Below are 14905 nucleotides of genomic sequence, written 5' to 3' on the forward strand. Positions count from 1 at the left end.
TGTCAACTGAAAATGATAGAAAAATATGGTATTAAAAACGAATAAATTGGAAAAAATAGGTTTGATATAGAATGGAGGGTTAGTCATGAAGCGAGTTTTTGGAATACTTGTTTGTTTCATGTTATTGCTTTCTGGTACTTCAGTTAGTTTCGCACAATCTGAGAAAACGAAGCAGGAGAAAACAGAAGAAACCGCGCCAAAGTTAGCGGAACAAGCGTCGTCAGCAATCGTAATTGAGCAAGATACCGGTAAAGTTTTGTTTGATAAAAATCCGAATGAAAAGTTACCACCTGCTAGTATGACAAAGATTATGACAATGCTATTAATTATGGAACAAGTTGAAAAAGGAAAACTAAAACTGACCGATAAAGTTAGAGCAAGTGAACGTGCAGCTTCAATGGGTGGATCACAAATTTTTCTAGAACCTGGGGAAGAGATGACTGTAAATGAAATGCTAAAGGGTATTGCAATTGCATCTGGAAATGACGCGTCTGTTGCAGTGGCGGAGCATATCGCTGGTTCAGAAGAAGGTTTTGTAAATATGATGAATAAAAAAGCGAAAGATTTAGGACTGAAAAATACTCATTTTCAAAACCCAACAGGTCTCCCGGCAAAAGATCATTATTCCACAGCAAATGATATGGCTATAATGGCGAAAGAGTTGATGAAGTATCCACTTATTCGCAAATACACGGGTAAATACGAAGACTATTTACGTGAAGATACGGATAAGAAGTTTTGGCTCGTTAATACGAATAAGCTAGTGCGTTTTTATCCTGGAGTAGATGGTGTGAAAACAGGTTTTACGACAGAAGCAAAATATTGTTTAACAGCATCGGCTGAAAAAAATGGAATGCGTGTCATTTCAGTTGTTATGGGAGCACCTACATCAAAAGAACGGAACAATCAAGTGACAAAGCTTCTTGATTATGCATTTGGACAATATATGACAAAGAAATTGTATACGCGTGGCGAAAAAATTAAGACTGTCCAAGTAGGAAAAGGGAAAGAAGAAAAAGTAGATTTAGTTGCGTCAGAAAATGTATCTCTTCTTATGAAGAAGGGCGAAAATATGGACAAAGTAAAACAAGAAGTAATTGCTGAAAAGAAAGTGAAAGCGCCGATCAAAAAAGGTGATGCACTTGGCACACTTGTTATTAAAAAAGATAAAGATGTTTTATTAAAACAAACAATTGTAGCAAAAGAAGATGTTGCTGCAGCAAGCTGGTGGGAGTTATTTAAAAGAAGTTTTGGGATGTTTTCAACATCAAAATAGCGGCGGGAATTTTGCCGCTTTTCTATTCATATGTAAGTGAATAATTGCTGAAAGGTTTCACATTATGGCGAAATAGTACTTCTTTTGTCAGTAGGAAGGATTCTTATTTTTTGTCACGAAAATCTTATGTATGCTAATGAGTAAAGTTTGAGCATAAGGAGGAAATCGTGTGAGTCTTTCCATGCAATTAGAAGTAAAACGTGACGTCTTATGTGTGAGGCTAGCGGGTGAATTAGATCATCATACTGCTGAAGAGTTGCGAACGAAAGTAACAGATATGATTGAGACGCATGGTGTTCATCATATTGTTTTGAGCCTAGAGAACTTATCATTTATGGATAGTTCTGGTTTAGGTGTTATATTAGGCCGATATAAACATGTAAAGGGATTAGGTGGAGAAATGGTTGTTTGTGCAATTTCGCCGCCTGTTAAACGTTTATTTGAAATGTCAGGCCTATTCAAAATTGTTCGTTTAGAAGAAAGTGAAGCGCATGCGCTCGCGACGTTGGGGGTGGCATAAATGAGAAATGAAATGAACCTTCAATTTTCAGCGTTAAGTCAGAATGAATCATTCGCTCGTGTTACAGTAGCTGCTTTTATTGCACAACTAGACCCGACGATGGAAGAAATAACAGAGATTAAAACAGTTGTATCAGAAGCAGTTACAAATGCAATTATTCATGGGTACGAAGGAAATGCAGAAGGTGTTGTTTATATTTCAGTGATTTTGGAAGAAGCAATGGTGAAACTCACGATTCGAGATGAAGGGATTGGCATCTTTAATTTAGATGAAGCGAGACAACCCCTTTTTACAACTAAACCTGAATTAGAGCGTTCCGGAATGGGATTTACTATCATGGAAAATTTTATGGATGAAGTAGAAGTTATTTCAAACGAATCTTTCGGGACAACAATCCATTTGACAAAATACTTATCAAATAGTAGCGCTCTATGCAATTAAGGAGAATAGCCTATGGACATCGAGGTCAAAAATGAAAAGAAGAAACCTCAGTTAAAGGACCACGAGCTAAAAGCGTTAATTCAAAAAAGTCAAGATGGAGATCAACAAGCGAGAGATACAATTGTTCAAAGTAATATGCGTCTCGTATGGTCGGTTGTGCAACGGTTTCTTAATCGAGGATACGAACCAGACGATTTATTTCAAATTGGATGTATTGGACTCTTAAAATCGGTGGATAAATTTGATTTATCTTTCGACGTGAAATTTTCAACATATGCAGTTCCAATGATTATTGGTGAAATACAGCGTTTTTTACGTGATGATGGATCAGTGAAGGTAAGTAGGTCTTTAAAAGAAACTGGAAATAAAATTCGAAAGATGAGAGACGAGCTTTCGAAAGAGTTCGGAAGGAATCCAACGATTAATGAAGTAGCAGAGGCGCTAGAACTAACGCCGGAAGAAGTTGTTCTGGCGCAAGAAGCGAGCCGGGCCCCTTCATCGATACATGAAACGGTGTATGAAAACGATGGAGATCCGATCACTATTTTAGATCAGATTGCAGATCAATCTGAAACGAAATGGTTTGATAAAATTGCTTTAAAAGAAGCGATTAGAGAATTGGATGAACGAGAACGCCTCATTGTGTATTTGCGCTATTATAAAGACCAAACCCAATCAGAAGTAGCGGAGCGCATAGGCATTTCTCAAGTACAAGTTTCAAGACTTGAAAAGAAAATATTAAAACAGATGAAAGATCGAATAGATGAATAGCTATCTATTCGATTTTTTTATTGTGATGAAAAGGATAAGATTCCAATTATTGTTAAAAAGTTTACAGAATTTATTGATAATTTAGTAAATTTAAAATATAATCCAAGTATGAACTTGTCACAAAGGGGGAAGGAAACATGGAAACGAGGCAACAATGGGGAACGAGGGCCGGATTTATTTTCGCAGCGGTCGGCTCTGCAGTTGGATTAGGGAATATATGGCGTTTTCCTTATACAGCGTATGAAAATGGAGGAGGCGCATTCTTTTTACCGTACTTATTCGCATTATTAACGACTGGTATTTCATTGTTAGCATTCGAATTTGCTCTTGGGCATCGCCATCGTGGTTCGGCACCACTTACGTTCTTCCGTATCCATCCACGTGCTGAGTTTATTGGATGGTGGCAAATGTGTGTAACGTTTATCGTTTCAACATATTATGCAGTAATTATTGCTTGGTCTATTTCATATACGTACTTTGCAATTACTGGGGCATGGGGGAAAGACACGCAATCATTTTTATTTAAAGAATATTTACATGTTGCAGATAAGCCAGGGCAGTTTGGAGGGCTTGTGCCAGAAGTATTAATTCCATTAGCGCTCGTTTGGATTATTGTACTGGGTGTTGCATTTAAAGGCGTTAAGAAAGGAATCGAAGTTGTTAACCGCATTTTTATTCCGTTATTAGTTGTTATGTTCCTTATTATCGTTGTTCGTGCAGTGACAATGGAAGGTGCAATGCAAGGATTAGATGCATTCTTCAAACCAGATTGGAGTCGTATTTTTGATGGAAAAGTATGGCTTGCTGCTTACGGTCAAATTTTCTTTAGTTTATCGTTAGCATTCGGAATTATGATTACGTATTCTAGTTATTTACCGAAAAACTCAGACACAACAAATAATGCTTTTATTACTGGATTTGCAAATTCAGGATTTGAATTATTAGCAGGTATTGGGGTCTTTGCAGCTCTTGGATTTATGGCGAATAACATGGGGGTACCGGTTGATAAAGTAGCTAGTGCTGGTGTAGGACTTGCTTTTGTAGTATTCCCACAAATTATTAATGAACTGCCGATGTCACCGTTGTTTGGTGTATTATTCTTCTTATCGTTAACGGTTGCTGGAATTACATCACTTATTTCACTTGCGGAAGTATGCTTTGCTGCTGTATCTGAAAAATTCAGCTTAAGTCGTCAAAAAACGATAGGAATTATGGGAACGCTTCTCGTGTTAGTTTCTCTTGTATTTGCAACGCGTGGTGGACTTATGTTCCTAGATGTTGTTGATTATTTCGCTAACAATTTTGGATTAATTTCAATAGCGCTTGTCGAAGTAGTGACAATAGGACTTATCTTGCGCCGTTTACCAGTTTACCAAAATCACGCAAACTTTGTATCTGATATAAAGTTAGGGACGTTTTGGAGAGTGAGTTTACTCGTTATTACTCCGCTTATGTTAGGATATATGTTAATTGATGGCACAATCCAAAATATTAAAAAGAACTACGGAGATTACCCAACCGAGTTTGTAGTAACTTATGGTTGGTCAATTGCAGCGGCATTCCTAATAGTTGCAATAATCATTAGTCTGAAAAAATGGGATGCACAAATACATTCAGATTCTGCTAAGCTTGAAAAAGAATGGAAAGATCGAGGTGTTTCATGATGAGTGGATCAGCGATTATGATGATGGTTATTGGAATGGTAGTCATTTGGGGAGGACTTGCATTAAGCATCGCAAATTTATTTAAGAAAAAGGCATAAGCTAAAAACATCTGTACCGAGACGGTACAGATGTTTTTTTATGAAAAAATTGTATTAGAAAAAATTCCAATAACCATACTACAACTACGAGGAAGAGTGAAGGGGTGGATCGACATTGGAACGAACGATTTATATTAAAATGCGCAATCGCTTAAAAGTTTCTCCTACTTATGAAGTAAAGCTGAGCGATGTGGCTCAACTTGTTGGTGATTCTGAAATAGTTGATTCGTTACAAAATGAGATAGTTTACAACATAACAGCGCTTGATAAAACGCATGTTGTAATTGATGTTATGAAAGTGATTGAGATTATTCAACAAAAAGCGGCGCACATACAAATTAATTTACTCGGTTCTGGACAAACTCTTGTTGAAATTATATACGAAAAAAAGAAAGTGCACCCGGTTTTCTTTGGACTTGTCTGGTTATTACTTTTTATTGGAGCAGCTCTTGCCATCATTTATTTCCATGAGGATGTAAGTATGCAACAAGTGCATCAACGGTTATATTACATGATTACTGGAGAGTTTAAGGAGCAACCACTATTATTTCAAGTTCCATATTCAGTAGGACTTGGATTAGGTATGGTTTTATTTTTTAATCATGTATTTCAAAAGCGAATTAATGAAGAGCCCAGTCCGTTAGAAGTCGAAATGTTTCAATATCAACAGTCGCTTGATCAATATGTAATTGTTAATGAAAACAAGGATAACACGAAACAGCTTGCCGATGATTGAATGTGGGTTTGTTATATTAATTGGTTTAGCTGGCGGGATTGCAGTAGGTAGCGGATATGTTGCCTTTTTAGCCGTACTCGGTATAATCCCTCGTTTAGCTCAATTAACGAGAAGTGGAAAGCATATTCAATATTTTGAGTGGGCTGTCATTGCGGGTACTTTAACAGGAGCTTGGTGTAGTTTGAAAAACATTACATTTCAAACATCGCAATATTGGCTCGTAATATTAGGGTTATTTTGTGGCACATTCATTGGAATGCTTGCGGCGGCATTAACAGAAGTATTAAATGTTTTACCTATTTTAGCGAAACGAGTCGGGGTAGAGGGGAAAATTGTTATTTTACTCGTTGCTCTTGTACTTGGAAAAGTAATAGGCTCATTGTTTCACTGGATTTATTTCGTAAAGTAGGAGGCAATATATAAATGACAAGGCGAAAACTGAAGGATGATTACATAAATAAAGTGAAGGAGTACCATCCAAAACCAAACTATCTCATAAATTGTGTCAAGGCATTTCTTGTAGGTGGGCTCATTTGTACAGTCGGAGAAGTATTGATGAAATTTTATATACATTATTTTCACTTTAGTGAACAAGAGGCAGGAAATCCGACAGTTGCAACTCTTGTTTTATTATCGGTGATTTTAACAGGATGTGGTGTATATGATAAAATCGGTCAATTTGCTGGGGCAGGATCGGCAGTACCAGTTACGGGATTCGCGAATTCTATGGCGAGTGCTGCGCTAGAACATAAGAGTGAGGGCATTGTTCTAGGGATTGCTACTAATATGTTTAAGCTTGCAGGAAGTGTTATCGTGTTTGGTGTTGTTGGTGCATACATTATTGGATTAATAAGATATACTTTTAAAATTTTTATGTCTTAAAGGAGGGATAGGTATGAGATTGACAGGAAAACAAACGTGGGTATTTCAAAATGATATCTATGTGAATGCAACTGGTACTGCTGTCGGTCCGAAAGAAGCTGAAGGCCCCCTTGGGAAGGATTTTGATATTTCATATGATGACTTACATTGTGGAGAGGAAAACTGGGAACTTGCGGAACGAAGGTTAATGTCAGACTCAATTCAACAAGCGGTGCAAAAAGGAAATATAACAACATCACAAATTGATTTCTTTTTAGCTGGCGATTTATTAAATCAAACAGTGACAGCAAATTATGTTGCGCGTAAGTGGGGGATTCCGTTTTTAGGAATGTTTAGCGCTTGTGCGACATCAATGGAAACTTTAGCGGTTGGATCAGCCTTTATAGACGGTGGATTTGCGAATCGTGTCTTAGCTACGGTAAGTAGCCATAATGCAACGGCTGAAAGGCAGTTTCGTTATCCAACAGAATACGGAGGGCAAAAGCCGGGAACAGCAAATTCAACTGTCACAGGGGCAGGATCCATATTAATTAGCAAAGAAAAAAGTGCAATTAAAATTACGGCAGCTACGATTGGGAAAGTGCAGGATTTAGGAATTGTGAATCCTTTAGATATGGGATCGGCGATGGCGCCAGCTGCTGCTCATACAATCCAACAGCATTTTGATGATTTGAGGAGAAGTGCAGCTGATTATGATTTGATTGTTACGGGTGATTTATCAGCTATTGGGACACCAATCGCGAAGCAACTTTTACTTGAGGAAGGGTATGATTTAGGCAATATATATAACGATTGTGGGTTAATGATTTACAATTCAAATCAAGAAGAGGTGTTTGCTGGAGGTAGTGGTTGTGCTTGTTCAGCTGTTGTAACATACGGCCACTTATTACGTGAAATGCAAAAAGGGAATTTACAACGCATTCTTGTCGTTGCAACTGGAGCTTTATTAAGCCCAATGATGATACAACAAAAGGAATCGATTCCAACAATTGCGCATGGTGTTGTGTTTGAAAGAGTTAAAGGAGAGTGAATTGTGGATTTTATATATGCATTTCTTGTAGGAGGAGCTATTTGTGTAATTGGACAAGTGTTGCTAGATTTTGCAAAGTTAACGCCGGCTCATTTAATGGCAACTTTTGTAGTTGTTGGAGCTATTTTAGACGGATTCGGATTGTACGATAAGCTTATAAAATTCGCAGGCGCTGGGGCAACAGTTCCGATTACAAGTTTTGGGCATTCCCTGTTGCACGGGGCCATGCATGCGGCAGAGAAGCATGGATATATAGGAATTGGCATTGGCATGTTTAGTTTAACGTCTGCGGGTATTTCCGCAGCAATATTATTTTCGTTTTTTGTAGCACTTATATGTAAACCGAAAGGATAAATCAAATGAGACGAAGGGTTGTTTTGGTTACAGATGGAGATGAATATGCAAAGCGGACAATTGAGCTGTTAACTAAGGAATTTGGGGGAAGGTGTATTTCAGCATCGCAAAGCAATCCAACCAAATTGACAGGGAAGAAAGTTGTTGAGCTTATTATGCAAACGCCATATGACCCTGTATTTGTCATGTTTGATGACAGTGGATTTATTGGAGAAGGATCAGGTGAAAAGGCTTTAAAATATGTAGCAACTCATAAACAAATTGATGTACTTGGTATTTTAGCGGTTGCATCTAATACACATCATTGGGAATGGGCGCGTGTGGATGTAAGTGTAGATCGGAATGGGAATTTAACGGAATACGGTGTTGATAAATTTGGACTTCCAGATGGTGAAGTTGGCAGGATTAGCGGAGATACGATTTATTGTCTAGATGATTTAAATGTGCCTGTCATTGTTGGTGTTGGTGATATTGGAAAGATGTGTGGCAATGATGAATGGGAGAGAGGGTCACCTATTACTAAAAAGGCAATTCAATTAATTTTGGAAAGGAGTGGATTTTATGACGAATCCTAAAAAAGTGAATATCCCTATTTCAGCTTTTATCAGTGACAACGAAAATTATTTAAAGCAAACAGTTGGATTGGGTGTCACATACGATGTTGGTATTCGTAAATTTCAAATTTTAAACAAAGAAATTGGTGTGTTATTTGTAAATGGACTTTGTGATACGAATTATATTATCCCTATTTTAGAAGAAGCGGTGGATACAAATGAAATAAGGGATGTAGAAGAAGATACAGTAAAGCTTTTAGAGAATCGCTTAATTCATCAACAAGTAAGTAAAGTGAAAACGATGAATGAGGTAATGCTCCAAGTATTATCAGGACTTATCGTTATATTTGTGGAAGGTGAAACGGAAGCGTTCGCAATTGATGTTCGTAGTTATCCAGGGCGAACACCGACAGAACCAGATACTGAAAAGGTAGTACGCGGTGCGAGAGATGGATTTGTTGAAAATATCGTTGTAAATACAGCATTAATCCGTAGAAGAATTCGAGATCCACGTCTCCGAAATGAAATGATTCGAGTAGGGGATAGATCGCAAACGGATATTTGTATTACATACGTTCAAGATGTTGCAAATCCGGATTTAGTGAAGATTATAAAACAAGAATTAAATAGCATTGAAGTAGATGGGATTACGATGGCGGATAAAACGGTAGAAGAATTTGTAGTCAAACAAGGTTATAATCCCTTCCCGCTTATTCGATACACAGAAAGGCCAGATGTAGCAGCAAATCATTTGTTAGAAGGACATGTGTTAGTACTTGTTGATACATCACCAAGTGCTATGATCACGCCAACAACATATTTCCATCATTTACAGCATGCAGAAGAATTCAGACAAAATCCAGCTGTAGGTACATTTTTACGTTGGGTTCGTTTTTTAGGTGTTATATTTTCTCTATTCTTACTGCCATTTTGGTTAGTGTTTGTATTTGATCCAACTCTTTTACCGGAAAACCTGGCTTTCATTGGGCCAAATAAGATGACACATTTACCGATTTTATTACAAGTTTTGATGGCGGAAATCGGACTCGAATTTTTAAGGATGGCTGCCATTCATACACCGACATCATTGTCGTCAGCAGCAGGATTAATTTCTGCCATATTAATTGGTCAAATTGCAATTGATGTAGGTTTATTTGTACCAGAAGTTATTTTGTATGTAGCGGTTTCTATGATTGGATCATTTGCAACGCCGAGTTATGAACTAGGGCTTGGGAATAAGGTTGGGAAATTGTTTGTCATTATTTTGACAGGCATCTTTCATGAAATGGGATTTGTAATAGGAATGACGATATTGATTCTATGTTTAACGTCTATAAAAAGCTTACAAACACCGTACTTATGGCCGTTTTTACCGTTTGATTGGGGCGCGCTAACGAAAATTATACTCCGTCCAACTATGTCTAGTTTAAAAGTGCGTCCTAGTATTGTGCGACCTCAAAATGTAAGAAGACAAAAATAAACGGGATTATACTCCCGTTTATTTTTTTATTGAAAATTTATTATTTTTTTAACAAAAACCAAACATTTTTTGTGTACACTTAGAGTAGATATTGTGTATGGAAGGGGAAGAGGACATGATTAAATTATTTGTAAGTGATTTAGATGATACGCTCGTTTACAATGTGAATCATATGCAAAAAGAAGATGAACGGGCACTTTGCTGGTTAGCTGAAAAAGGGACAAATATTTGTTTTGCCTCTGGACGTTTTACGCACCGAATCGATGAAGTCGTAAAAAGGTTTGCATTCCCATACTACACAACGGGTTTAAATGGAGCAACAATGTTACTACCGGATGGAAACGTATTTTATGAATCAAGTTTTGAAAATCAGGTTGCCCAGGAAATATATCGATATATACATAAAAAAGGACTAGCAGATATTGTTTGTGCAAATGAGCAGCGATATACAAAAAAGAAGAATGAGCATCATCATACTTTTGAAGAGTATATGGGGGTGCATATTGCTGAGATAGAAAAGTTAGAAGAGGAATTTGGGAAAACAGTACATCCTGCGAAATTATTTGTATTTGGGGAAGAAGAAAAAATTGTAGCGTTAGATCAAGAGTTACGGGATACGTTTCATGGTGAAGCGGAAGTCTTTATATCAGGTAAACGCTATGTTGATATTATGCCAAGGGGCGTAAGTAAGGGAACTGCTCTAAAGCAACTAATGGAACATTTGCAAGTTGAAGCAAGAGAAGTGGCATGTATTGGAGATTCTTTTAATGACATTTCTATGTTTGAAGTAACCCCACATTCATTTACTCTTCATCATGCTCATCCTTATGTGAAGGAGAAAGCGAATCATGTTGTTCGTTCGGTTGAAGAAGCTGTTATGAAATTACCATTACTTGTATAAAAAGAAGCTCGTCAGTGACGAGCTTTTTTTTTACTGGAATAAAGATTTAACAAAATCAATGATACTAGAGAAGAAATCTTTAACTTTATCTAAGAAACCTTGACCTTCTTCAGATCCTAAAAAGGCAGAAACGTGTTCTTTTGCTTTATTTAATTGACTGCCAACTTGATCCCAATCGATATTAAGATTTTTCATTTTATCAAATAACGCTACTAAGTTATCTAGCTGTTCATCTGTTAATGTAATGCCGAGTTGATCAGCAATTTTTTGAATTAATGAACGTAAATCTTCTGTTGTTTTTGGCTGTTCTTTTGCAATTTCTTCTTTAATTTTTGCAACAAGTTGAACTGCTTTTTCTTCACCAATTTTATCGCCGAGCTGGGCTGTTTGCACCATTTCCTCATTGGCTACTTTTTTTACTTCTTCAGGAATTTCTTTGTTCGATGTTGTTTCGTAGGCCTTCATTAAACCTGTTAAAGCAGCAGTTCCTGAAACTTTGAATGGCGCAGTAATTTGAATCTCTGCATCTTTCACACCTGCTGTAATAAGTGCATTTGTGTACATTGCATCTGTTATGGAATTAATGTTTTTCGAACGTACAATGAGACCAGATCCTGGCTTTGTGTATGTAATCATAGAAGAGGAAATTGCTCTCGTACCAATTTGTGCTTTTGGAACAATTCCATCTAGAAATTTATGTTCTTCCGCATTAGACACAGTAATGATTGTAGCATCTTTTGGTGCTTTCATTTCTTTTAACAGATCTTGTTTTTGTTGTTCAGATAAGTTTTCTCCTAGTGTAACAATTGATTCTCCTTCAATGATGTCTGCAAATGAAGCTGTTGGCATCATAAATACCGTTACAGCTAATAGCAGAGCTAGTAATTTCGTTTTCACGAAAAATCGCTCCCTTTCTCTTTCTAAAATTTTCGGGCAACACAGTTATTATAGTATATATTTTTTATTTGTCACCTAGCTTTTTCCACATTTCAAAAAAGAAGTATGTAGATTGTCGGATTCTTTTTGTTTCTAGTCATGAATGTGGTAATATAGTGCTGAGATAGTTGAAAGGAGACATATACGTATGAAAACTTTAGGATACATATTAATGGAAAATGGTGAAAAAATCGAGTTGGAATTTTTCACAGAAGAGGCACCGAAAACAGTAGAAAACTTTAAAAAATTAGCAGAGCAAGGATTTTATGATGGCGTAACATTCCACCGCGTTATTCCTGGCTTCGTAAGCCAAGGTGGAGATCCAACAGGCACAGGAGCAGGTGGCCCAGGTTACTCTATTCCATGTGAAACTGATGGGAATCCTCATAGACATCTTGTTGGCTCACTTTCTATGGCACATGCTGGTCGTAACACAGGCGGTAGCCAATTCTTTGTTGTGCATGAGCCACAACCGCATTTAGACGGTGTACATACTGTATTCGGTAAAGCAACAAGCGGTATTGAAACAGTATTAAACATGCGTCAAGGCGATGTAATGAAAGAAGTTAAAGTTTGGGAAGAATAAGTTATGGAAAAAAAGAGAGCTTTTGCTCTCTTTTTTATTTTTAAATAGGAATGGATATTTCCATTGCAGTACATGATACGAGTAGTATTGTTGTGAAAATATATTGTTCATGAGAACAAACTTTTAACAAATTACATAGAATACATTAAATTTATATGTTTCAATAAATATTTTTTATTATATTAATTTTGCTAGAATTATGCTTGACTGATAATGAACTGCTGCTAGATGACAAATTTCTCCTCCTTTTTATCCCGCTATTTGTGGGCAGTAAAACTCCCACCTCAAAATTCGGCTGGAGCAAAGAAGTTAGATGGAAGGCAGGCTGCCCGTAAATGCCCGATTGGTGAGGGCTAATAATCAGTGGGGAGGAACAAAAACCCCACTGATTAAAGTTTCACTTTATATAAAATTGTCTTGTTTTTGGAATCTACTTATTAAAGGGATAGTGTGGAAACATCTATTTGACTTTCTTCTTTTCACTTTGTATGATTATCAAGTTGTTTTAGACTCTTCTCACTCTGTTGAAAATATTGTAAAATGAATGTGATATGAAAAGAGTGATTGAGGGGATTCATAGTTTGTAACTTTTGTAAGAAGGGATAAGGGTTATGTTAATTCGTTTTAAAAAAAGTTATGAAAAAATTGCAATGGGGCTTCTTTCGTTTATGCCAACTGAAAAAGATGTGAAAACATTACAATTGACAATGAAAGAATATGAAGCAAAAGATGATTGGCAATTGTATTTGTGGAAACAAAATGAAGATTTTGTTGGAATAATGGGGATTGTAAAGAAAGAGAATCAAGTATTAGAAATTCAGCATTTGAGTGTGAACCCGTCTCACCGCCATATGGGAATTGGGACGAAGATGGTTCAAGAGTTAAAGAGTAAGTTTCTTGATTTTACAATTTGTGGGAATGAGCAAACGGCAAGTTTTTGCGAAAAGTGTAAAGGGCTTGAACAAAATATACATTCGTGAAAGCAGGGATAAGTAGTTTATTATCTCTGCTTTCTTTTTTGTAATTGTTCGTTTCGTTCAGTGATGACTTCTGTTCGATCACGTAACGTGTGCTTATGAATGATATATTCGCTAGGAGTAGCATTCAAGTTTTTCCAAAGTAGGTTTTGTTTCTGGCATAATTGTACGCAGCGCTTTTCTAACGATGCATCTGATAACGGTAAAAATAACGGTGTAAAACCTTCTTTTTTATGTATAGATTGCACTCTTTCGTTGAGTAAGAATAGAAGTTGTGTTTGATTTATTCCTAAACGTAGTAAAGGTGCATTGTTTTTTTCTAAAATTGTGATTGCGCTTTTCATCATTTTCTCAGCGCCATTCCAGTTAGAGCGTCTTTGATGGTATAAGGAAACTGCAATTTGAATGAGACCAACTAAGTAAGTATCGCGATTCCCTCTAGGTTTTGTCTTCCAATACTCTTCCAGTATTTCATGACATTCAAAATAATCATAATCTCCGTGAAAATGAATTAAAAATTGTATGTATTCAGTAGGATACATTTTTTTCGCTCCTGTCTAACGGTTATAAATACAAGTGTATCATAGAAATACAAACAATAAACGACTAGGGGATTTCCCTAGCCGTTATTGTTCATATTAGCAGAAGCAAGCTGCCCCTACAATAATTAGTAAAATAAACAATACAACAAGTAATGCGAACCCACCGCTAAAACCGCAATCAACGTGACCCATAGTTTTTTGACCTCCTACATTGTTCTTACTACACTGTTATCATATGAAGCGGTGGGCATGATGACATAGGCATAGGTCTATTTTTAATTAAATTTCTTAAAAAGGTTGGATAGAACATGAGTATGCTCTATACTTATGTTGTTATAGAAAAAATGTGGTGGGATGCTTTGTGCAGTATAATTTTAAAGTAGAGGCTTTTGAAGGGCCTTTAGATTTATTGTTACATTTAATACATCGTTATGAAATTGACATATATAATATTCCTGTAGCGGAAATTACAGAGCAATATTTATCTTATGTTCATACGATGAAGGAACTACAATTAGATGTTGCAAGTGAGTATTTAGTAATGGCTGCAACGTTATTACAAATTAAAAGTAAAATGTTGTTGCCGAAACACGAAGAAGATGTACTTGATAACGGTGATGATTTTATAGATGATCCTCGTCAGGAATTGATGGAGAGGTTAATTGAATATAAGAAATATAAGCAAGTTGCTACTGAGTTAAAAGAAAGAGAACAAGAAAGAGCACAGCTATATACACGTCCACCAATTGATTTTACATCGTTGCAACAAGAAGAGGATACAAACTTACCTCTTGATGTTACGTTATATGATATGCTAGCGGCATTTCAAAAACTAATGCGCCGTAAAAAAGCAAAAAAACCTGTAACAACACGTATTACTCGTCAAGAAATACCAATTGAACAGCGAATGACTGATATTTTAAAGCAGTTAGAAATACAAGGTGGTCGTCAAAGTTTTTATGATTTGTTTGCTGATGATGAACGTGAAATCATGGTTGTAACATTTTTAGCGGTTCTTGAGCTTATGAAAAATCAACAAATCATAATTGAGCAAGAACATAATTTTGATGAAATTTTCGTATCAAGCTCTAATAAATCTGCATAGAGCCAGCATGTGAAAATGGGATAGAAACATGTTATCTCATGCTAAGTTTTAA

At 36.5% G+C, this 14905-nt stretch carries 20 protein-coding genes; 17 read left to right on the forward strand and 3 right to left on the reverse strand.

Translation table 11 applies throughout. The features are described from left to right. Positions 1–85: 85 nt before the first annotated feature. From dacF to COC96_RS17580, 14 genes are all read left to right on the forward strand, one after another. Entirely contained in the window at positions 86–1276 is a 1191-nt protein-coding gene (gene dacF / locus COC96_RS17515; RefSeq protein ID WP_098769103.1) for a serine-type D-Ala-D-Ala carboxypeptidase DacF, read from the forward strand. Between the two features lie 169 nt (positions 1277–1445). Further along, positions 1446–1796, forward strand: a complete 351-nt coding sequence (spoIIAA, locus tag COC96_RS17520; RefSeq protein WP_000059133.1) for an anti-sigma F factor antagonist — start codon at positions 1446–1448, stop codon at positions 1794–1796. After that, a complete protein-coding gene (gene spoIIAB / locus COC96_RS17525) occupies positions 1797–2237 on the forward strand; it encodes an anti-sigma F factor (protein WP_097904565.1) in 441 nt (146 codons plus the stop codon). It abuts the gene before it with no gap. Positions 2238–2249: 12 nt separating this feature from the next. Beyond that, the gene (gene sigF / locus COC96_RS17530) at positions 2250–3008 is read left to right on the forward strand and encodes an RNA polymerase sporulation sigma factor SigF (RefSeq protein WP_097904564.1); all 759 of its coding nucleotides are present in this window, start codon (positions 2250–2252) and stop codon (positions 3006–3008) included. A gap of 137 nt (positions 3009–3145) precedes the next feature. Continuing rightward, on the forward strand, positions 3146–4672 hold the full coding sequence (locus COC96_RS17535; RefSeq protein ID WP_097904563.1) for a sodium-dependent transporter: 1527 nt from the start codon (positions 3146–3148) through the stop codon (positions 4670–4672). Continuing rightward, on the forward strand, positions 4672–4770 hold the full coding sequence (locus COC96_RS17540) for a methionine/alanine import family NSS transporter small subunit (RefSeq protein ID WP_000016829.1): 99 nt from the start codon (positions 4672–4674) through the stop codon (positions 4768–4770). The genes COC96_RS17535 and COC96_RS17540 overlap by 1 nt, the downstream gene beginning before the upstream one ends. 115 nt (positions 4771–4885) lie before the next feature. Then, a complete protein-coding gene (locus COC96_RS17545; RefSeq protein ID WP_098267986.1) occupies positions 4886–5506 on the forward strand; it encodes a stage V sporulation protein AA in 621 nt (206 codons plus the stop codon). Next, on the forward strand, positions 5499–5915 hold the full coding sequence (gene spoVAB, locus COC96_RS17550; RefSeq protein WP_070144741.1) for a stage V sporulation protein SpoVAB: 417 nt from the start codon (positions 5499–5501) through the stop codon (positions 5913–5915). Before COC96_RS17545 ends, spoVAB begins: the two co-directional genes overlap by 8 nt. A 14-nt stretch (positions 5916–5929) precedes the next feature. Further along, complete coding sequence (gene spoVAC / locus COC96_RS17555; RefSeq protein ID WP_098267985.1) at positions 5930–6388, forward strand: stage V sporulation protein AC; 459 nt, start codon at positions 5930–5932, stop codon at positions 6386–6388. 13 nt (positions 6389–6401) lie between these two features. Beyond that, entirely contained in the window at positions 6402–7418 is a 1017-nt protein-coding gene (spoVAD, locus tag COC96_RS17560; RefSeq protein ID WP_098769104.1) for a stage V sporulation protein AD, read from the forward strand. 3 nt (positions 7419–7421) lie between these two features. Beyond that, positions 7422–7772 (forward strand): stage V sporulation protein AE, encoded by a 351-nt coding sequence (gene spoVAE, locus COC96_RS17565; protein ID WP_097904559.1) that lies wholly within the window; start codon positions 7422–7424, stop codon positions 7770–7772. A 5-nt stretch (positions 7773–7777) separates the two neighbouring features. Further along, positions 7778–8347, forward strand: a complete 570-nt coding sequence (locus COC96_RS17570; protein WP_097904558.1) for a stage V sporulation protein AE — start codon at positions 7778–7780, stop codon at positions 8345–8347. Beyond that, positions 8334–9806: a spore germination protein SpoVAF gene (spoVAF, locus tag COC96_RS17575; protein WP_098267984.1), complete on the forward strand. Its 1473-nt coding sequence runs from the start codon at positions 8334–8336 to the stop codon at positions 9804–9806. The genes COC96_RS17570 and spoVAF overlap by 14 nt, the downstream gene beginning before the upstream one ends. A gap of 97 nt (positions 9807–9903) precedes the next feature. Further along, positions 9904–10707 (forward strand): HAD family hydrolase, encoded by an 804-nt coding sequence (locus COC96_RS17580; protein ID WP_141535925.1) that lies wholly within the window; start codon positions 9904–9906, stop codon positions 10705–10707. A gap of 30 nt (positions 10708–10737) precedes the next feature. On the opposite strand, the gene COC96_RS17585 is transcribed toward COC96_RS17580, so the two are convergent. Beyond that, entirely contained in the window at positions 10738–11604 is an 867-nt protein-coding gene (locus COC96_RS17585; RefSeq protein ID WP_098267982.1) for a DUF1002 domain-containing protein, read from the reverse strand. Between the two features lie 187 nt (positions 11605–11791). Here COC96_RS17585 and COC96_RS17590 point away from each other — a divergent pair, with 187 nt between their 5' ends. Together COC96_RS17590 and ribT are read left to right on the forward strand one after the other, a co-directional pair. After that, positions 11792–12229, forward strand: coding sequence for a peptidylprolyl isomerase (locus COC96_RS17590; protein WP_098769105.1), 438 nt, complete (start codon positions 11792–11794; stop codon positions 12227–12229). Between the two features lie 611 nt (positions 12230–12840). Next, positions 12841–13209 carry a GNAT family N-acetyltransferase RibT gene (gene ribT / locus COC96_RS17600; RefSeq protein WP_098267980.1) on the forward strand — a complete coding sequence of 123 codons (369 nt, stop codon included), beginning with the start codon at positions 12841–12843 and terminating at the stop codon, positions 13207–13209. Positions 13210–13229: 20 nt separating this feature from the next. Here ribT and COC96_RS17605 read toward each other — a convergent pair whose 3' ends face one another. Further along, entirely contained in the window at positions 13230–13748 is a 519-nt protein-coding gene (locus COC96_RS17605; RefSeq protein WP_098267979.1) for a DUF309 domain-containing protein, read from the reverse strand. Between the two features lie 96 nt (positions 13749–13844). Then, entirely contained in the window at positions 13845–13940 is a 96-nt protein-coding gene (locus COC96_RS17610; RefSeq protein ID WP_000510194.1) for a YjcZ family sporulation protein, read from the reverse strand. Positions 13941–14109: 169 nt separating this feature from the next. Between COC96_RS17610 and scpA the strand changes: the two genes are divergently transcribed. Then, entirely contained in the window at positions 14110–14853 is a 744-nt protein-coding gene (gene scpA, locus COC96_RS17615; protein ID WP_097904552.1) for a segregation/condensation protein A, read from the forward strand. Positions 14854–14905 lie beyond the last annotated feature (52 nt).

Source organism: Bacillus cereus (genome assembly GCF_002577405.1).
In the GTDB taxonomy this organism is placed as follows: domain Bacteria; phylum Bacillota; class Bacilli; order Bacillales; family Bacillaceae_G; genus Bacillus_A; species Bacillus_A cereus_AU.